General features: G+C 43.0%; 15 protein-coding genes. 7 read left to right on the top strand and 8 right to left on the bottom strand.

Annotation, left to right across the window (positions count from 1 at the left end):
- Window positions 1-209: 209 nt before the first annotated feature.
- Together ACZ449_RS03300 and ACZ449_RS03295 are read right to left on the bottom strand one after the other, a co-directional pair.
- Window positions 210-1,610, bottom strand: coding sequence for a sigma-54-dependent transcriptional regulator (locus ACZ449_RS03300; protein ID WP_464259641.1), 1,401 nt, complete (start codon window positions 1,608-1,610; stop codon window positions 210-212).
- 5 nt (window positions 1,611-1,615) lie between these two features.
- Window positions 1,616-3,091: an ATP-binding protein gene (locus ACZ449_RS03295; protein WP_464259640.1), complete on the bottom strand. Its 1,476-nt coding sequence runs from the start codon at window positions 3,089-3,091 to the stop codon at window positions 1,616-1,618.
- A 399-nt stretch (window positions 3,092-3,490) separates the two neighbouring features.
- Between ACZ449_RS03295 and ACZ449_RS03290 the strand changes: the two genes are divergently transcribed.
- From ACZ449_RS03290 to ACZ449_RS03275, 4 genes are all read left to right on the top strand, one after another.
- The gene (locus ACZ449_RS03290; RefSeq protein ID WP_464259639.1) at window positions 3,491-5,041 is read left to right on the top strand and encodes an acyl CoA:acetate/3-ketoacid CoA transferase; all 1,551 of its coding nucleotides are present in this window, start codon (window positions 3,491-3,493) and stop codon (window positions 5,039-5,041) included.
- A 31-nt stretch (window positions 5,042-5,072) separates the two neighbouring features.
- Window positions 5,073-6,254 (top strand): acetyl-CoA C-acetyltransferase, encoded by a 1,182-nt coding sequence (locus tag ACZ449_RS03285; RefSeq protein WP_464259638.1) that lies wholly within the window; start codon window positions 5,073-5,075, stop codon window positions 6,252-6,254.
- 32 nt (window positions 6,255-6,286) lie between these two features.
- Window positions 6,287-7,144, top strand: a complete 858-nt coding sequence (locus ACZ449_RS03280; protein WP_464259637.1) for a 3-hydroxybutyryl-CoA dehydrogenase — start codon at window positions 6,287-6,289, stop codon at window positions 7,142-7,144.
- 201 nt (window positions 7,145-7,345) lie between these two features.
- The gene (locus ACZ449_RS03275) at window positions 7,346-7,975 is read left to right on the top strand and encodes a YigZ family protein (RefSeq protein WP_464259636.1); all 630 of its coding nucleotides are present in this window, start codon (window positions 7,346-7,348) and stop codon (window positions 7,973-7,975) included.
- A gap of 29 nt (window positions 7,976-8,004) precedes the next feature.
- Here ACZ449_RS03275 and ACZ449_RS03270 read toward each other — a convergent pair whose 3' ends face one another.
- From ACZ449_RS03270 to ACZ449_RS03255, 4 genes are all read right to left on the bottom strand, one after another.
- Window positions 8,005-9,159 (bottom strand): HD-GYP domain-containing protein, encoded by a 1,155-nt coding sequence (locus ACZ449_RS03270; protein ID WP_464259635.1) that lies wholly within the window; start codon window positions 9,157-9,159, stop codon window positions 8,005-8,007.
- A gap of 275 nt (window positions 9,160-9,434) precedes the next feature.
- Window positions 9,435-10,379 carry a magnesium transporter CorA family protein gene (locus tag ACZ449_RS03265; protein ID WP_464259634.1) on the bottom strand — a complete coding sequence of 315 codons (945 nt, stop codon included), beginning with the start codon at window positions 10,377-10,379 and terminating at the stop codon, window positions 9,435-9,437.
- A 9-nt stretch (window positions 10,380-10,388) separates the two neighbouring features.
- Complete coding sequence (locus ACZ449_RS03260) at window positions 10,389-10,691, bottom strand: EutN/CcmL family microcompartment protein (protein ID WP_094605010.1); 303 nt, start codon at window positions 10,689-10,691, stop codon at window positions 10,389-10,391.
- Window positions 10,692-10,849: 158 nt separating this feature from the next.
- Window positions 10,850-12,019 (bottom strand): CdaR family transcriptional regulator, encoded by a 1,170-nt coding sequence (locus ACZ449_RS03255; protein WP_464259633.1) that lies wholly within the window; start codon window positions 12,017-12,019, stop codon window positions 10,850-10,852.
- A gap of 198 nt (window positions 12,020-12,217) precedes the next feature.
- Between ACZ449_RS03255 and ACZ449_RS03250 the strand changes: the two genes are divergently transcribed.
- The gene (locus tag ACZ449_RS03250; RefSeq protein WP_464259632.1) at window positions 12,218-13,360 is read left to right on the top strand and encodes a glycerate kinase; all 1,143 of its coding nucleotides are present in this window, start codon (window positions 12,218-12,220) and stop codon (window positions 13,358-13,360) included.
- Between the two features lie 54 nt (window positions 13,361-13,414).
- On the opposite strand, the gene ACZ449_RS03245 is transcribed toward ACZ449_RS03250, so the two are convergent.
- Together ACZ449_RS03245 and budA are read right to left on the bottom strand one after the other, a co-directional pair.
- Window positions 13,415-13,552: a hypothetical protein gene (locus tag ACZ449_RS03245; RefSeq protein ID WP_464259631.1), complete on the bottom strand. Its 138-nt coding sequence runs from the start codon at window positions 13,550-13,552 to the stop codon at window positions 13,415-13,417.
- A 104-nt stretch (window positions 13,553-13,656) separates the two neighbouring features.
- Window positions 13,657-14,418 (bottom strand): acetolactate decarboxylase, encoded by a 762-nt coding sequence (gene budA, locus ACZ449_RS03240; RefSeq protein ID WP_464259630.1) that lies wholly within the window; start codon window positions 14,416-14,418, stop codon window positions 13,657-13,659.
- Between the two features lie 277 nt (window positions 14,419-14,695).
- On the opposite strand from budA, the gene ACZ449_RS03235 reads away from it, so the two are divergent.
- Both ACZ449_RS03235 and ACZ449_RS03230 read left to right on the top strand, forming a co-directional pair.
- On the top strand, window positions 14,696-17,773 hold the full coding sequence (locus ACZ449_RS03235) for a bifunctional diguanylate cyclase/phosphodiesterase (protein ID WP_464259629.1): 3,078 nt from the start codon (window positions 14,696-14,698) through the stop codon (window positions 17,771-17,773).
- 27 nt (window positions 17,774-17,800) lie between these two features.
- On the top strand, window positions 17,801-18,823 hold the full coding sequence (locus ACZ449_RS03230) for a TRAP transporter substrate-binding protein (RefSeq protein ID WP_464259628.1): 1,023 nt from the start codon (window positions 17,801-17,803) through the stop codon (window positions 18,821-18,823).
- Window positions 18,824-18,866: the final 43 nt, after the last annotated feature.

Genomic DNA, 18,866 nt, shown 5'->3' with positions numbered 1-18,866 from the left:
TTCAAATTACGTTCTCTCTTTTAAGTAGTTATTGCGCAAAATATTGCGCAAGTGACTACTTTTTTGCATACTATTAATACCTGATCAAATACCCCCAAAACACAAATAAGAGATAATACCCAGGATAAATCTCCAGGTATTATCTCTTATTTTTCTGTGAATCGAGATCAGTTCAACGTAGTGTTCATTCTTTTCACAGTCGAGCCTTATTACTCACCTTCTTGAGTTTCTGCTTGAGATTTCTTACTTAAACCATGCTCTACTATTTTATAGAGAAGGGCACGGCGGCTTATATCAAGTGCCTGAGCCGTTTTCACCTTGTTTCCGTTATGTTGCTTCAGCATATTGGCTATAATTTGCTTTTCTACTCGTCGCATACTATCTTTTAGGGTATTTGTTTCAGAAACAGAAACAACAGATTGCTCATTCGAAGGCAATAGTCCAGGAAGATCGGGAACATCAACAATTCCTTGTGACAATATAACAGCACGTTCCAGTACATTAGCCAATTCCCTTACATTCCCTGGCCAAGAATATTGACAAAGCAGATTCATTGCTTCAGATGTAATCAGCGGCACTTCCAAATGAGCTTCGAAAGCAAATTGTCGGATAAAATGGTCAACGAACAAAGGAATATCCTCTGCACGTTGCCGTAGAGCAGGCACATGAATTGGCACAACTTTTAAACGATAATAAAGATCGTCGCGAAACTCTCCTTTACGAACCGACTCCTCCAAATTACGGTTTGTAGCGGCGATAATCCTTACGTCCACCTTAATTGTCTCGGTACCTCCGACTCTATCAAATTCCCTTTCTTGTAAAACGCGCAGTAGTTTCACCTGCATGAGGGATGGTAACTCTCCTATTTCATCCAGAAAAATAGTTCCTTTGTTAGCAAGTTCAAACCGCCCCAGTTTCCTAGCCGTTGCTCCGGTAAAAGCTCCTTTTTCATAGCCGAACAATTCGCTTTCGACTAGGCCTTCTGGCAATGCCCCGCAATTAACCTTGATAAATGGTCCATCCCGTTGAACACTGTTAGTGTGAATTGTCTTGGCAATCAGTTCTTTCCCACTACCACTCTCTCCGGTTATAAGAACAGTTGCATTTGTCTGTGCAACACGACCTACTATTTTATAAACATTCTGCATTGAGGCGCTTTTACCAATAATATTGTTAAGTTGATATTGATTTTTACGTTCACCTTTTAAAGCCAGTTCCTCATCTCTCATACATCGCATTTGTAGTGCTCGAGCTAACACATTGCGAATTTCGTCTACATTTGATGGTTTAACCAGATAGTCAAAGGCACCCATCTTCATCGCTTCAATAGCCGTATCAATCGTTCCATAGGCAGTCATGAGTATGATCGGTATTTCAGGATACTCTTGATGTATTATCTTAAAAGCTTCTAGTCCATCCATTCCGGGCATTTTTATATCCATTATAATGACTGAGGGCTTGTTGGTCCTTGTCAACTCCAACGCTTTCAAACCGTTTTCCGCCAGATAAGCTTGATACCCGGCTTTGGTCGCAACCTCGAAAATCAAGCGGCGTACAGTAAGCTTATCGTCCACTACTAATACAGAATTGTGACCCTGCGTTTCTGTCATTATCCTCACCCCTTTACTGCTGGAAAAATCAGAGTAAATGTACTTCCGTGATCAACTTTTGATTCAACTAAAATAACGCCGTTCCAACTTAGCATTAAATGATTGGCAACCGATAGACCAAGACCAGTTCCATTAGCCTTCGTGGTGAAGAAGGGATCAAATAGTTTTTTGATATCTTCCGGTTCAATTCCTGGTCCTGTATCAGTGAAACTTATGCGAACCCTGCCAGCAAGCTCCTCATAGCAAGAAGAAATGATAATATTCCCCTTCCTATCCATTGCCTGAATCGCGTTTATTAGCACATTCAAAAATACCTGTCTTAGCTGCTCTTCGTTTGCCATAACCTCTGGTAAATCCGACCCTAACTCTTTTTTAAATAACACATCTGTACCATTGGCTCTTATTTCAGCTAACACTAATGTGTTTTGTAAGACATCGTTCACATTTATACGGGTCACAAAATCCAGAATTGGTCGAGAAAATCCTAACAATTCTTCAATGAGATGGTTCATCCGATCTACTTCATGTATGATTATATCTATGTATTCTTGCCTCTCAACAAGAGTTATATCTTCATTCTGCAATTGCGTAAACCCTTTGATAGCCATTAATGGGTTCCGAATTTCGTGAGCCAGACCTGCAGCCATCTCACCTATTACCGCAAGACGATCAGTTCTCTGCACCTTCTCTTCCAGTATTTTCCTTTCCTCCAAACCATGAGCCATGTCATTTATAGCAGTGGCAATCTCACCAATTTCACCATTGGGAGGAAATATTCGATAAGACAGGTTTTCTTTAATTCTTATTAGGCCGCTTTTAATAGAATTAATATCTTTCATCAGCTGATTCAATAAAAATATTATGCCAGTAATGCCCACAATTACACTACCCGCGATCGCCCAATAAATATGCTTTATTATATCCTTAACTTGTGCTTCAACATTAACTGTCAGCTCATTTGCCCAGACGTAACCGATAATATTATTGTTGCGTATAACTGGTTGCATCGCATTCATGATTTCCCCTCGAATCAAATCGCCCTCCTGTACCCGAGGTATACCGGTTGTCATGACCATCCGACCTTCATGATTATTACTAATAGGCAGACCCACTTTACTATCATATATATCACTTGGACCATACGTAATAATCGCATCTAGTTCTCGACAATAATAACCCACCCCAATTCCTGGGTAGGCCCGCGCTATGTCGTTCGTATACGACCGTAACTCCTGATTGAGTATTTTAATCTTAGTAGCCTTGTCAGCGTTTTCAACGTGATTTTTTTGCAAAATGTCATCATACGTACCTACTAAGTAATAATCTAGCATTTTTGCCGCACCGAACAACTTCTGTTGCTTCTCCGCCATCATACCTTGCGTCACAGTTTTAGCAATATAATAACCAGACAAAAGAACCGGCAATCCAGCTACGATAATGACTAATATTAAAAGCCAACTCCTTAGACTTTTAGGAATCATCCCAAAACCTCCTACTATAATCGTACATATAACCTTAATTAAATAGAAGCAAGAACCATGCCATCAATAGACTAAATATATTGTCGATTCAGTTATTATCTTATCAGAAATTAGTGAATATCGCTCGTATTGTTCTTATTTTATTTGCTCATTCCATCTTTTTTATGCTACTAATAGGTATATCAGATTATTTAGAATAGGCAAATGAGCAAAAAGCAGTCGAAGTTGCGCAAAAAATTGCGCAACTTCGACTGCTTTTTTATGCCTTCTTTTATGATTATATGTATTCCAGCTATTATATATCCAATTTAAGTCACTCTTATTGTCACTTGGCACATTTTTTGCATTAGCTTTAAGTGCCAGTTGGAAAAAGAACTGCAATTAAGAGGAGTGATTAACTTGGCTAAAATACTCACAGCCGATGAAGCTGTAAAACTCATAAAAGATGGAGATACGATTGCCACAACCGGCTTTGTCGGCAGTGGACATCCCGAAGCCTTAACAGCCGCCCTTGAAAAACGGTTTCTCACTGAACAAGCCCCACGCAATCTTGGATTAATCTTTTGTGCCGGACAAGGTGATGGTAAGGATAGAGGCTTAAACCATTTAGCCCATGAAGGTCTTCTAAAACGAGCAATTGGCGGCCATTGGAACTTAGCTCCGAAGTTAGGCCAGTTAGTCGTTGAAAACAAAATTGAGGCCTACAACTTTCCACAAGGAACACTAATTCATTGGTTTAGAGAAATGGCCGGTCGAAAGCCTGGTGTTATTACTAAAGTTGGTCTAGATACCTTTGTCGATCCTCGCATTGAGGGTGGCAAGATCAGCAGCATAACCACAGAAGATCTAGTTGAAGTCATTCAATTAGGCGGTGAAGAATGGTTATGGTATAAACCCTTACCTGTTAACGTTGCATTAATACGCGGGACAAGTGCTGATGAAAAAGGCAATATTTCTATCGAACGCGAAGCCGTTTCCCCTGAATCCTTATCAATTGCCCAGGCAGTAAAAAGCAACGGCGGTATAGTAATTGCCCAGGTTGAAAGAATCGTAACCAACGGAACTATACATCCGATGATGGTAAAAGTGCCTTCTATTAGTGTAGACTACATTGTTGTCGCCAGTTCTGATGAACATATGCAGACTTTTGCCCAACAATATAACCCCGCTTACTCTGGCGAAACCCGTATACCATTATCATCGATATCTGCGCTGGCACTTACCGAACGTAAAATCATCGCCCGCAGAGCAGCAATGGAATTAATTCCTGATGCCAAAGTAAATTTAGGAATTGGGATACCTGAAGGGGTTTCCATGGTTGCAGCCGAGGAAGGTATTGGCAATACTATGACCTTAACAGTCGAATCCGGTCCCATAGGCGGCGTTCCAGCTGGCGGATTAGAATTTGGTGCAGCTGCCAATGCCGAGGCAATTCTCGATCAACCCTATCAATTTGATTTTTATGATGGTGGCGGACTTGATATCGCATTTCTTGGTCTTGCCGAAACCGATAAACAGGGTAATATCAATGTGAGCAAATTCAAAGGCCGAGTTGCCGGCTGTGGTGGGTTTATAAATATCACCCAAAACTCTAAAAAAGTAGTTTTCTGCGGAACCTTTACTGCCGGTGGGCTAAAAATTCAGGTTGGCAACGGTAAGCTTTCTATAGTAAACGAAGGTAGAGCAAAGAAGTTCTTAGAGAAGGTAGAACAAATTACTTTCAGCGGCGATTATGCCAGAAAAACCAAACAATCAGTCAAGTACATCACGGAGAGAGCTGTTCTTGAACTCCAACCGGAAGGCATGGTACTTACGGAAATAGCACCTGGCATAGATTTAGAAAAAGATGTGCTTGCTTATATGGATTTTAAACCAATTATCTCTCCCAACCTCAAACTCATGGACGAGCGTATTTTCCGTGATGAACCAATGAATTTAAAAATTAATTAACCAACTAAATCATAGAGGTGATACTAAATTTATGACTACTATTGTAATCGCAAGTGCAGTTCGGACAGCTCTTGGCAGTTTTAACGGTACTTTGGCTCCAATGTCAGCAATTAAACTAGGCTCTACAATTATAAGCGAAGCAGTGAACCGCGCTGGTATAGAGAAATCTTCTGTCGACGAGGTTGTTTTCGGAAATGTTCTGCAGGCTGGTTTAGGGCAAAACCCAGCCCGCCAATGTGCAGTGGGTGCCGGGATACCTGTTGAGGTTCCGGCCTACACGGTAAATCTGGTCTGCGGATCAGGTATGAAAACTGTGGCTTTAGCTGCTCAAACTATTAACAGCGGAGCCGCTGACATTGTCGTAGCCGGCGGTACTGAAAGCATGAGTAATGCACCCTTTGTTTTAAATAAGGCTCGCTGGGGATATCGCATGGGTAACGGTGCAATAACCGACGTCATGATAAACGATGGCCTATGGGATGCGTTTAATGACTATCACATGGGTATTACTGCTGAAAATGTTGCAGAAAAATATGGAATTACCCGCGAGGATCAAGATCAAGTTGCCTACGAATCACAAACCAAAGCAATCGCAGCCATACAATCAGGAGCTTTTAAAAATGAAATTTGTCCTGTCACTATCCCCAATAAAAAGGGAGACGTACTCTTTGATGTGGATGAGTTTCCGAGAGCCAACACTACCCTTGAAGGTCTAGGAAAACTAAAACCTGCATTCAAAAAAGATGGTACTGTCACTGCTGGAAATGCTTCTGGAATCAATGATGGTGCCGCAGCCCTTGTTCTTATGTCCGAAGACAAAGCCAAAGCACTAGGCATCAAACCTTTAGCACGTATTATCTCCTGTGCCACCGCCGGCGTCGACCCGAGCATAATGGGAATTGGCCCTATTCCTGCATCCATTAAAGCCCTTACACAGGCCGGCCTGTCAGTCAATGACATTGATCTTTTCGAAGCAAACGAAGCTTTTGCAGCCCAGTTTATTGCTGCCGGCAGAGAGCTCAAGTTGCCAAAAGAAAAAGTAAATATCAACGGCGGTGCAATTGCGTTGGGACATCCAATAGGTGCAAGCGGCGCTCGTATTCTCGTAACCCTTTTACATGCAATGGAACAAAGAAACGCTCGTCGTGGATTAGCTACACTCTGCATTGGCGGCGGTATGGGTATTGCCACAATCGTAGAAAGATACAAATAAACGTCGTAAAAACTTTATCAGGAGGGTTTTAGATGGATATAAAAAAAATCTTACTAATTGGAGCCGGCCAAATGGGCAGCGGCATTGCCCAAGTTATGGCACAAAGCGGCTTAAGCGTAATAATTCGTGATATTAAAGATGAGTTTGTCCAAAAAGGTATAAAAGGCATTGCCAAAAATTTGGACAGAGCAGTTGAAAAAGGCAAATTGACTACTACCGATAGAGATGCCATTATGGGGCGCATCTCAGGCGCAGTTGAGCTTAATTCTACAGTATGTAATGTTGACTTGGTAATTGAAGCTGCTGTCGAAAACATGACTATCAAAAAGAGTATCTTTGAACAATTAGATGAATTAACTCCGGCACATACTATTCTAGCAACCAATTCCTCTTCCTTGTCCATCACTGCGATAGGTGCCTTCACCAAACGTCCGGACCAAGTTATCGGCATGCATTTCTTTAATCCCGCTCCTGTTATGAAACTTGTTGAGATAATTAACGGGCTGGCAACAAGTGAAGACTCCTTCAATAGTGTAAAAGAACTCGCTTTAAAATTAGGGAAAAGTCCTGTAAAAGTATCTGATGCACCTGGTTTTGTAGGCAACCGCATCATGATTCCTATGATAAATGAAGCTATCTTCACCTTAGCAGAAGGAGTTGCTAGTGCAGAAGATATCGATACTGTAGCAAAACTTGGATTTAACCATCCTATTGGGCCACTTGCCCTTTCCGACCTTATTGGCAATGATACCGTCCTCTACATTATGGAAGTACTGTTTAAGGAATATGGTGACCCTAAATACCGTCCTTGTCCGCTTCTTAAGAAAATGGTTGAAGCCGGTTATTTAGGCCGTAAAACAGGAAAAGGTTTTTTTGAGTATACTAAATAACTTAGTCATGGAAGGTTTGGCAACGCGTATCTAAAGCAGAATTAGTACCATAACGTCAAACACTAAATCAAAAGCACGATTTGTCCGCGTTCACGACAAATCGTGCTTTTAATTTTGATCTCGCATTGCTAAAATTCTTCTGTACCTTTATAGTATTTTATAGAGTTAATCCACCAACTGTGGAAAGTATGAGGTGTATTTATGGTGTCTGCTTATCGCACAATAAAGCAAATCAGTGAGATCAAAATAGAAATTAATAAATCTCTGTTCATCGCCTATGCCAGCCCTGCCGAAACAGAAGCAGCAGCCCTTACCTTTATCCAAGATATAAAGAAACGTCATAAAGAGGCCAACCACAATTGCTCGGCTTACGTCATCGGTCAGCATGGTCAAACGCAAAAAGCCGATGATGACGGTGAACCTGGCGGAACAGCTGGCAGACCGATATTGGAAGTAATTAACAAGTCTGATGTCAAAAATGCTGTTATTGTAGTCACTCGATACTTTGGTGGCATCAAGTTAGGCACCGGCGGTCTCATTCGCGCCTACACCAAGGCAGCCGTCGATGGTCTTGATGCCGCCATCATTATCGAAAAACAACTGCATACCCGATTAGCCATCGAAATTAACTATCATTTGCTGGGAACAGTAGAAAACCAATTGCGGCTTAATCATTATCCTATTGAAAATAAAGAATTTAGCCATATCGTCAAAATTATCGCCCTAGCTCGTAAGGGCAGCGAAGACAAATTGCTGCAACTGCTTGCCGATTGCACAGCCGCGCAAGCAGCAGTACAACCAATCGGAGAAATATATCTAGATGTAAACTAATAACAACTTTCTTGCTGTTACTATTGTATTCAGCAAACCAACTTAGTAACCTTCAATTTATTTTGATTGCTAATATCAAGTACTTGACCATCAGCAAACCTAATCAAACAAGTTTCTTTCCCACTACGATTCCAAAACACAAGCTGTCCGGTACGACCATCGTTTAACGTTACATACCGACCAATAAGTGTTTGACACAACTCATGAAGAAAAGGTGTACTGAATTTAGCGGGAAATTTTCCCGAAAAAGAATCCGCTTGGATAGTATCAATTGCTGCAAATGGCGACACTTCTTTTCCATACACTTTTTTTGAGGTCATTGCATCATAAACATCAGCTATACCAAGCACTTTGGCAATCGGGTGATTCTTAGCACTCGCAGTATGTAGCGGATAACCGGAACCGTCATCACGTTCATGATGCTGGAGAACACCCAATCGGACACTTTCTGGAATCTCTTTGAAGTGACGGAAAAATTTAAAGGCAATGGCTGGATGCTGACGCACCAGATGTAATTCTTCTTCATCCAAACTGCCCTTCTTATATAAAACATGAACAGGTATCTCTAGCTTACCAATATCGTGCAGAATTCCAGCTAAAACCAAGTTTCTCTGTTGACTTGGCGTAAAGACCCCAGTTAAACTTCCGATAATATTTGCTAAAATACCAACATTTATAGAATGATGGAATAAATAATCTTCTGAACGGAGCGCGGTATGCAACAAAGCAGTCGCACCGATCCCCTGCGTGGAAAGGTTGAGTAAAGAATCGACGATAGAATATAGCAGATCACAATCCAAATGCTTTTCTAGTCGAACAAGTGTGAAACATTTTTTTAAATCTTTTACCGCGTTGCCATAAATACTTGTGAACTCACTTTCCTGTTCTGATACAACCGTCGACATATCTGATTCGCAGTATTCGTAGCTAACAATGACTTCTTCCTGTTCAGCGTTATCCAGCATCAGTTGGTCAGAAGAATCCATTCCAACACTTGACTGAATTTCCCGAACGCGAACGCCCTCAATTCCATAGTAAATAAGCCTTTCAATATGCTTTTCTGTTAGTATTGTGCCAGCATGCAGCAACACTTTTCCATCTGGGGAAAGTGCTGTTTCTCCAAGTTCCATACCAAGACGAAGCTGGTCAATAGAATATCTAGCAATACTGTAATTGTCAGACATATGCTTTCTCCCCTTTTGAATGTTGCTATCTGCAAATACTATAGCGTTTAGTAACATAATATCACCATAACTATACAACTGATTATATCATGACGGAATTTTCCAAACAAGAACCAAAACAAAGAATACATATAGAAGCCCTAGCGTTAGCTAGGGCTTCTATATGTATTCCCTACTATTATCAAATTTGGAACCGACTGACGCCATTTTGCAAGCCTTGCGCCAATCTATATACAACGTGTTAAAGATTTTTGCAGGTAGGTGGTGTACACCTGTCAGAGCATCCCTTTTTTCCGTAAAACTACCCCCGCCAGACTGCTTGCCAAAATAGATACCATAACAACCGTCCAAAACCCTACTTCTGTTCCTTGCATCGGGACTACCAGACTCATGCTCCAAAAACTTGATATCATCGTCGGAATCGATAGCAAGATCGTCACTGCAGCTAAAAATTTCATAATATAGTTTAAGTTATTTGAAATTACGGACGAAAATGCGTCCATCATACTACTTAAAATATCACTATAGGTCTGTACTAATTGAAGTGCCCGCTTGTTCTCGATGATGACGTTTTCTACAATATCTTCATCTTCCTCATGCATCGGCAATAGATGCCTTAACTGCGGATTAGACCTCAACCGGAGAATACTTTCCAGGACCATAATATTAGCCCTCAAAGCGGCAGTAAAATATGTTAACGCTTTTTCCAGGTTGAGCAATTTAAAAACTTCTTTATTATTTGTTGACTTGCGCAGAAAAACCTCTATTTCGTCTGTCCGTAAACGAATACGTTGAATATGCCGCAAAAAAATTGTACCTGCTTGATAAAGAATTTGAAAAAAGAATCGACTCCGTTTCCTTGTGTCGAATTCCGTCCCTCCGCTTTCAGGAATTATTTGGGTTAATTCCTTGCTTACCGTAATAGTCAACTCTGGAGTTAATATAATACTGAGAGGAATCGTGTCGTATTGCTCAGAACTACGGGCTATCGGCACATTAATAATAATAAGAATACAACGATCTCCTACTATAATTCGCGGGCAGCTATCTTCCTCAAAAGCAAATCGAAAAAATTTTTCTGGTACTTTAGCCGTTAGCGATAGTTGGGCGATTTCCTCTGCAGATAGGTTTACTGCCTTTATCCAGGTTCCCGCAAGCAACGAAGACTCGGCGGGAATTACCTGCAAGCCGTCATCTGTGCTTCGATATATTGTTAACATAATATGTAGTTACCCCTTTTGCACCCAGTATTGAGCCTTGGAAATTCCCTCTGTTTCAATATTTTCAACAATACCAACAATTGCGGCATCTACCGCACTATCCTCATTTTTCATGATGCGACGAGCCGAGCTGCCTGTCAGTACTAACACTGTTTCACCATTCCCCGCACCAACAGTATCAACCGCAACCTGGAGACTAATTGTATTCATACCATCGAGATTTAGCGGTTGCACAATCAAGAGTTTACTCCCAATAAGTGTATCATTCTTTGTAGGCGCAACAACAGTTCCAACTACTTTACCAAGCCACATAAAAATCATCTCCTCTGGACAAATTAATTAACTTATACTCTTTGACCAAACCTTACCTATTTCCTATGTGTTTTTTTGTGCTGAAATAGTGGATTATTGCCACGCAAAAAAAAGATGATTTGTAAGTACCGTGCTACAAATCATCTTTGCTTCATTATTTAACCGCTAAACACTATTCTACACAGCATAGCATGATTCAGCGATTGATCCGGACACAGTCCTGTCAATTCCTTTAACTTTCCCAAACGAAAGACCAAAGTATTACGATGAATAAATAAAGCTTTGGCCGTACTAGATACGTTAAGATTAGTATCCAGGAGTGTATTTACAGTATTTTTCATGTCATATTTAAAGTCCAGCTTATGTATTGTTTCTTTTAATCTTTGTAAAGCTAAACAGGTGTGTAGTGCCCCTTGTTCCTTGACCAGAAAAAAAATCAGTGTATCAAAATCATAAATAGAAGCAACGATTGTATTACTACCAGTATGGTTCACTTGGGAAAATAGTGCTTCTCTATAGGATTGCCGCAGCTCAGCTGGCAAAATAGTCAAACTACCTAGCCCCAGACATAAAGCCTTGTGCTCTTGCTCGTGACCAAGCAGTTGGAGTACCTCTAAGCCCCATTGACGAAATTCAGCAGTAGCTGTCCCTAATGGAAAGTGCTTTAAGATAACTAACTCGTCTTCCATAAAAATGAATAGGTCTGTGTGCTCTATAAGAGGAGACGATACGAGCAATTGGGTAAGAGTTTCCCTGGTTCTAGAAGCTACCAGGTCATACGCTCCGTATTGACTGACAGCCGCCTGCAAAATTGCGCCTACATGGACAACCGCGACAAGACGTGGTGCGTTCAGATTAAAGCTTAGCAATTTAGCTGTTTTTTCAAGCTGTGCTGCATTTTCCTGATAATTCCCGGTAAGCAGCAACTGGATAAATTGCGCTCGTAGCTGCAGGTTGGCCTTGAACTCTTCAATAAGATTTTCCCTCTCCAAAATCAATTCTGTTACCATTTTTACCAATTTTGCCGTATTGCGAACACTATCAGGATGTCCTGATATCCCCACTACACCAACCACTTGTTTACCAAGCACAATCGGCCAATTGAGTCCCGGCTGCGCACCTGGAAAACGCTCCAGCTCCTCAGGAAAGATTTCAACCATCTGTCCACTTGTTATCGCCTTGATGGCCCCCTGGTGATAGGTATTAAGGCGATTCTGTTGCCCTGACCCAATAATTAACCCCGAACTATCCATAATATTTATATTTTGCTGAACCAATGGTACGATATTATCAACAATATGCTGGGCTAATGCTGCCGTAATAATCATAGTACCTCCAAGCAAAGTATTTGTTTATATTATACATAGTTACGTCTATTAATAGCAAAATCCCTTTATATTATTGTGCAATTTTACTATTTTTCAAGCTAACATGCAGCTGTTTGTTAGTGATTTCCGCTAATTGAAAAATCCAACAATTACTAGTAAACTGGAGGTAAGAATGTTTACTTTTAGGGGGAAATCGTTATGCGTATTGTTGTAGCACCAGACTCTTACAAAGGCAGCCTATCAGCGGTAGCTGTTGCTGCTGCTATGGAAAAGGGGATACTCTCGGTTTTTCCCCATGCCACAGTAGTCAAGGTACCTATTGCCGACGGTGGCGAAGGAACGGTCGAAGCCTTGGTAACAGCCACAAATGGTCGTATCATCCACCAGGAGGTAGTAGGACCCTTAGGCGAGCCGCACAAAGCGTATTGGGGCCTATTAGGCGACGGCAAGACTGCTGTTATTGAAATGGCTGCTGCTTCCGGCCTTCCGCTTATACCCAAAGGGAAACGTAACCCCAGGCTAGCAACCACTTTTGGTACAGGTCAGCTTATGAAAGCCGCTCTTGATCAGGGTATCCTGAACCTTATTATTGGCATTGGCGGCAGCGCAACCAATGATGGTGGGGTTGGCATGGCGCAGGCCTTGGGAGCCAAATTCTATGATGCGTCAGACAACGAACTGCCTTATGGCGGAGCAGCTCTAGCAAAACTGGCCAGTATCGACCTATCAGGCGTGGATACCAGATTACAAGCGGCTTCTGTTTTAGTAGCCTGTGACGTTGACAATCCGTTATGCGGCCCGCAGGGAGCTTCAGCAGTATATGGGCCACAAAAAGGGGCTACTCCAGCAATAGTAGCCGAATTGGACGCGGCACTCAAACAATTTGCCGTTGTCGCCAAAACAGCAACCGGCAAGGACGTAGCTGAATTGCCAGGTGCCGGTGCTGCGGGCGGCTTAGGCGCCGGTCTATTATTCTTTACAAATGCCCAGCTTAGACCAGGAGTAGAAATCATCTTGGAAACTACCGACTTTGCCGATATTGTTAAAGAAGCCTGTCTCGTCATTACCGGCGAGGGCAACACGGATTTTCAGACAGCATTTGGCAAGGCTCCTGTCGGCGTAGCCAAAATTGCCAAACAGTTTGCTGTTCCCACAGTTTGCCTGTCAGGCGGTCTTGGCAAAGATCACGAACAAGTGCTAGACCATGGTATCGACGGAGTAATGAGCATTGTTCCCCATCCCATGTCACTCGAAGAATGCGTGAACTCTGCAGCACTGCTTGTTGAAGCCGCAACCGCCAGACTATGCCGTTTGATTGGTATCGGCATAAACTTAAAATAAAGTAAAAATTTCTCAAATTCACATTGACACCATTTGCTACAGAACATTTTACAATTATTGCAAACCACTTTTATTCGTAAAATGTTCTGCTTTTTTGCGCACTTCTTCATCAGACATTGGCTTATTTCCTTTTTCATTTTTGATTTCATGCTCAATTCCAAATTTATCAGGCCCCGTTTTTAGTGTAGGCATTTTTATCACCTCCACCTATATTCTTTACCTTATTACAATTTTAAAACCCCCGCCAAACCGGCAGGGGTCAAATATGACTACATCCAATCCTTTTTTATTGTAAACTACGACTTGTAACTATCTGGCTTTTCCAATGGCTTGGTTAGATATGGCGAAAATTCAATATGAAAGTTTGGAGTTTCATCAAGTCTAATATCAGCATCGGTTATAACTAGATCAAGGACATGACCACCTTTTTGGCAGTCGTCCGAAAGAAAGTGCAAATGATAACCAGCAGCATTGGTATTACCCATATAGGCCGGTAACCAAAAGCCCACTAATTTCCCAGATATCTGGGAATACTCAAATACACTCTGTTCCTTTATCGCTTCGGAAAGCAGCGGAAATGGAGGTTCATAGGGACCAACGCTACGCACTTTGATGGATTGAAATTTTCCTTCAATGATAATCGCATACGGCAAATCATTGCGTGTACGCAGTTGATCAAGTTCCGCTTTCAGTGAATCAAGTTTCATCTCAGAAGCTTCAATTTTTTTTGTTATGTCGGCATCAAAAAATGTAACCGCATAAAAGGGACTTTGCACATTACCAGCTTCAACAGTTACCTTGCCATTTTTCGCTGCCTTATAGACTTTTCCATCTAATATAATCATTTCCCCGTCAAGTCCAGCAAACGTCCCCAACCCCAAATTACCCTGCGACTTTATCTTTTCAACAGATGCCACACCATCATAATTTCCTGCCAACAGCGCCTCAATTGTCGAGCCTTGATAAAGCGTATCCCTATCTATCCTCGGATTGGCAAACGCTGCTGAAATAACTAATACACTGAAAAAGAAGCATACCATCACTATCGTTTTTTTCATCAATAACACCCCTCTGTCATTATTTCCACCTGTTATCACCTGCAACATTAAATACTAGGATCTTATTCTTTATTAACTGGATGTTTTTACCATTAAATATCCAAATATGTATAGGAACTGCTATAATATTCCATACTTTTGCGCAAAATCCTCCCTGTTTCGTTTTCACCTCCTAAATTTTTCACTCAAAAAAGGATTCACCTACCAATAAGCAGAATTGTTACACTACTAAACTTATTTGTTATTAATGCGCTCAAGGACGACCAGGAGGTGCGCCGTGTCGCAACGCAAAAGTATGCGCTTTTCCATCCGTGTTATCTTTCTAGGCTTGTTGGCCTTCCTGATCTTTAATACGGTTAATTACTATCTTCTGTCCACATCATATTATAAACGCCTCACCGAAGAAAACCAGGCTTATTCTGAAACAGTTGCTTTGAGCATTTCTTCCTTCCTGGAAATGGCTTATCGCGTCGGCTCAGAAATGTCCCAATCGCAGGAAATAAAAAACATGAATGTTGCGGAACAACAGCAGTTTATCCTAAATCGGTTTTCACAACATGGTTTTTTTGAAAACCTCATCATCCAGCGAGCATCTGACGGCATGCAAACTGGCCGCGTACGCGGCATCCCTGCCTCTCGCCCGGACCGTTGGTGGTTTCGCCAGTTGCTCCAGGAACAGCAGCCTTTCGTCAGTCCTTCCTTTTACTCTTTCAGCAGTGATGTACAAATCCCCTCTACCGTTATTGGTCTCTTCTTCCCAGTTATGCAGGAAGATACCTTAGTCGCCGTCATGGCCGCCCTGCTGCGTGTAGATGAGATTCAGGAACGGGTTGGCTGGTATTACCGTGGTGACGAACGTTACACTTATATTCTCGATGAAACCGGCAACGTCGTTGTTCATCCAGAGTCTCAGCAAATCAAGGAACATTACAATTACATAACCGGTCAAAAAGCGCTTGTAGCCCGCGATGTTACCGGAAAAGTACTCTTAAATAATGCTGACTACCAGCTGGAGTATCGGCCCATCACACTGCCCCAAGGACTTATGCAAGCTTCCGCCCAAGCTCTGAGTGGAGCTCAAGGCAATACCGAATACCAGGACATCGAAGGAAATACCATTGTCTGCAGTTATGCCCCCATCCGCATCCCTGGTTATGCTGCTTCGTGGGCCATCCTAACAGTTCAGAACAAAACACTGGCCTTGGCGCCTTTACGCACTGCCGCGATCATTCACATTCTTCTTTCCTTCCTGATTTTCACTAGTCTTGCAGTACTGCTGCTGCAGCAAAGCCGGGCAGTTGACCAAAGAACACAGCAATTACATGATACTAATACAGCTCTTCAGGTGGAAGTAACCGAAAGACGCCGTGCCGAATTCGAATTGACTGCGGCCAACGAAGAACTGCTCGCTATGAATGAGGAACTGATTGCAGTCACAGATGAGTTGCATCACAGCAATGAACAAATGCAAGAGGAAATACAGGTTCGTCAAACCACAGAAGGAACACTGCGGCTGCGAGAACGGCAGCATCGCGCCATGGTGCAGCTCCTTACCGATAATACGGCTGCTTTGGACATACAAATGCAGACCATGCTGGATAGCACGCTGCAATTAGTCGATGCTGCTGACGGTCATATTGCATATCTGGAAGACGGCCGCATGCAGGTACGCTATGTCCGTGGGTCTCATATACCGCTTCTTGGCCAGTTCCTGCCAACTACCGGCGGTCTTTGCCCTTTAATGCTAGCAACAGGCCGTCTGCAGTATATCGAAGACTATCAATCTTTTCCCGACCGCCTCCATGACATGTGCTGGCAAAACCCCAAAACCGCCATTATGGTTCCCTTAAAGCCAAATGAAACAATTATCGGCTGTTTGTCTTTGACCTGGCAGAATTCTATCCACTCTATGGAGCCAGATGAACTAGAAATGCTGCATCAATACGCCGCTCTAGCCGCTCTAGCCTTTCAATCTGCAAAACTGCAGGAAGATTTACAACTGGAGTTGGTACAACACAAAGAGCTCCATGAGGAAATCAGCCGCATTGCTTTTAAGGATACCTTGACCGGACTGGCCAATCGCGCCAGCCTGATGACCCGCCTGGAAGAAGAAATGCAGCAAGTCGATTCCACCCTACGAAGCGGCACCTTATTTTTCGTCGACTTAGATGACCTCAAAAGTATCAATGACAATTTTGGACACTTTGCTGGCGATACCATCATCATCGCCGCCGGAGAAAAGCTCGTCCAAACAATGGCCGGCTCCAACGCGTTCATCGCCCGGCTAGGAGGCGATGAATTCATCGTACTTTTACCGCAATACAGAGATGTGCAAGAGCTTGCACAAATTGCCGATCATTTAGTAAAAAACCTCTGCCAAGACTATCCCCTTGCCGCAACCACTGTACGCATTTCCGGCAGTATCGGCATTGCTTCCTATCCCCATGATGGTACCACGGTAGAAGAACTAATAAAAAAAGCGGACAATGCCATGTACGCTGCCAAAGAAGCCGGCCGCAACTGCTGGCGCTTCTTCGATCCGGCGATGCTGCGCGACGCCCAAGAAAAAATGTTGTTGACCAACAGCCTCCGGCGCGCATTGGAGAATAACGAGCTGTCCCTTGTCTATCAGCCGCTGCTTTCTCTCAAAGACAACCGCCTTGTTGCCTTTGAAGCACTGCTTCGCTGGCATAGCAACGAACATGGTTCTGTGCCTCCAGGACGTTTTATTCCTCTCGCCGAACAAAGTCAGCTGATTATCCCTATTGGCCAGTGGATTTTGTCCCAAGCCTGCCAGTTCATCCAGACGCTCTCTAATTTAGGCTATGCCGATATACGTATCGCTGTAAATCTATCTCCTAAGCAATTGGCTGACGAGCATTTTGTCAGCATGGTCAGACAGCTTCTCGACACCACACTAATTGATCCAAGTCAACTAGAACTGGAAATTACCGAAAGTGCCCTGTTAACCTCCCTAGATGAAAGCTGCGCCAAACTGCATAAGCTCAAAGACCTAGGAGTCAGCCTAGCCTTGGATGATTTTGGCACCGGCTATTCCTCCCTGACCCATTTACGCCTCTTCCCTGTGGAAACATTAAAAATTGACAAATCCTTTATTGATAACATTCCCGGCGAAGACAACATTCTGGTTGACTCTCTAATCCACTTCGCCCAAAGCCTGCAAATGAATGTCGTTGCCGAAGGAGTGGAGTTCCAGGAGCAACTGGAGTATCTACGCGTCTGCGGCTGCGATCTGGTACAAGGGTATTTCTTCAGCCGTCCGCTGCCCAAGCAGAATGCCATAGAATTCCTTCAGGCTCACTCTACCCGCAATTCCTGCGATGATAACAAGTAGCCAAAGCGATACAAAGGAGGCCCTAAAATGTTAAAGAAAAAAACATGGACCCTTTGTCTGCTCCTACTTCTCTTTCTCTCTTTCCTTGGCGGCTGTACAAACACCAACCAGGCAGGCGGAGCTGCCACCGGAAAAACAGTATTGCGCTTAGGAACAGATACTGCGCCAGATACACCTGAAAGCAGGGGCGCGCAAAAACTGGCTGAACTAGTAAAAGAAAAATCAAAAGACACTGTAGAAATCCAGGTTTATGAAAATGCCAAACTTGGAGCCATGCGTGACCGCAATGAAAGCATGCGCATGGGCACCGTTGACATGGGTACCTCTTCTGTTGGATTTTTAAGCGGATATGAACCGCTTATGGGCATTTTTGATTTGCCTTACCTCTATCAGGACAAAGCCCATGAAATGCGCGTCTTCGACGGACCGATCGGTCAAGAGATCGACCAAAAACTCCAGGCAGAAGGGCTTCGTGTTTTATGTTACTTTGATGCAGGTTCCCGCCAAATCACCAATAATCGCCGACCCATCCGCACGCCCGCCGATCTTAAAGGGCTGCGTCTCCGGGTTCCCCAAAGCGAAGCCAGCATTGAAGGCTTCAAAGCCCTTGGCGCCACACCAACCCCTTTGCCTTTTGGCGAAGTATACACTGCCTTACAGCAAGGTGTAGCAGAGGGGCAAGAGAATCCTATTTCCCTGGTCTTTCACAATAAGTTTTATGAAGTACAAAAATTCCTTTCCCTCACCAATCATCAGCTATTTATCCAGGTACTCCTGATCAGCGAAAAAACCTGGCGAAAACTATCGCCAGACCAGCAGCAGCTCATCATGGAAGCGGCCCAGGAAGCCCAGACTTACGAACGCGATCTGGTCGCCAGAGAAGAAGTCGAACTTCTTACACATCTAAAAGAAAAAAGCATGCAAATCAATGAAATTGACCATCCCGAAGATTTCGCCGCCAAAGCCCTTCCTCTGCGTGAAATCTACAGCAAACGCCTTGGCCAGCAAGCGCGCAACCTCTTCGAAAGGATCGATTTACTGCGCCAGTAGTCTAATACAAGCTAATATAGTTATGGTTCCCAATATAATGAAT

The sequence above is a fragment of the Desulfosporomusa polytropa genome, assembly GCF_055380075.1.
Note: the sequence above shows the minus strand (reverse complement) of the source record. Positions and strands in the feature narration are given on the sequence as shown.

Bases quoted from the DNA above. Each gene is read 5' to 3' on its own strand.
- ACZ449_RS03260 (WP_094605010.1), bottom strand. From the start codon at position 10,691: ATGTGGCTTGGTAAAGTAGTTGGAACTGTTGTTGCGCCTACAAAGAAT.
- ACZ449_RS03295 (WP_464259640.1), bottom strand. From the start codon at position 3,091: ATGATTCCTAAAAGTCTAAGGAGTTGGCTTTTAATATTAGTCATTATC.
- ACZ449_RS03255 (WP_464259633.1), bottom strand. From the start codon at position 12,019: ATGATTATTACGGCAGCATTAGCCCAGCATATTGTTGATAATATCGTA.
- ACZ449_RS03280 (WP_464259637.1), top strand. From the start codon at position 6,287: ATGGATATAAAAAAAATCTTACTAATTGGAGCCGGCCAAATGGGCAGC.
- budA (WP_464259630.1), bottom strand. From the start codon at position 14,418: ATGAAAAAAACGATAGTGATGGTATGCTTCTTTTTCAGTGTATTAGTT.
- ACZ449_RS03265 (WP_464259634.1), bottom strand. From the start codon at position 10,379: ATGTTAACAATATATCGAAGCACAGATGACGGCTTGCAGGTAATTCCC.
- ACZ449_RS03285 (WP_464259638.1), top strand. From the start codon at position 5,073: ATGACTACTATTGTAATCGCAAGTGCAGTTCGGACAGCTCTTGGCAGT.
- ACZ449_RS03300 (WP_464259641.1), bottom strand. From the start codon at position 1,610: ATGACAGAAACGCAGGGTCACAATTCTGTATTAGTAGTGGACGATAAG.
- ACZ449_RS03275 (WP_464259636.1), top strand. From the start codon at position 7,346: ATGGTGTCTGCTTATCGCACAATAAAGCAAATCAGTGAGATCAAAATA.
- ACZ449_RS03270 (WP_464259635.1), bottom strand. From the start codon at position 9,159: ATGTCTGACAATTACAGTATTGCTAGATATTCTATTGACCAGCTTCGT.
- ACZ449_RS03245 (WP_464259631.1), bottom strand. From the start codon at position 13,552: ATGCCTACACTAAAAACGGGGCCTGATAAATTTGGAATTGAGCATGAA.
- ACZ449_RS03250 (WP_464259632.1), top strand. From the start codon at position 12,218: ATGCGTATTGTTGTAGCACCAGACTCTTACAAAGGCAGCCTATCAGCG.
- ACZ449_RS03230 (WP_464259628.1), top strand. From the start codon at position 17,801: ATGTTAAAGAAAAAAACATGGACCCTTTGTCTGCTCCTACTTCTCTTT.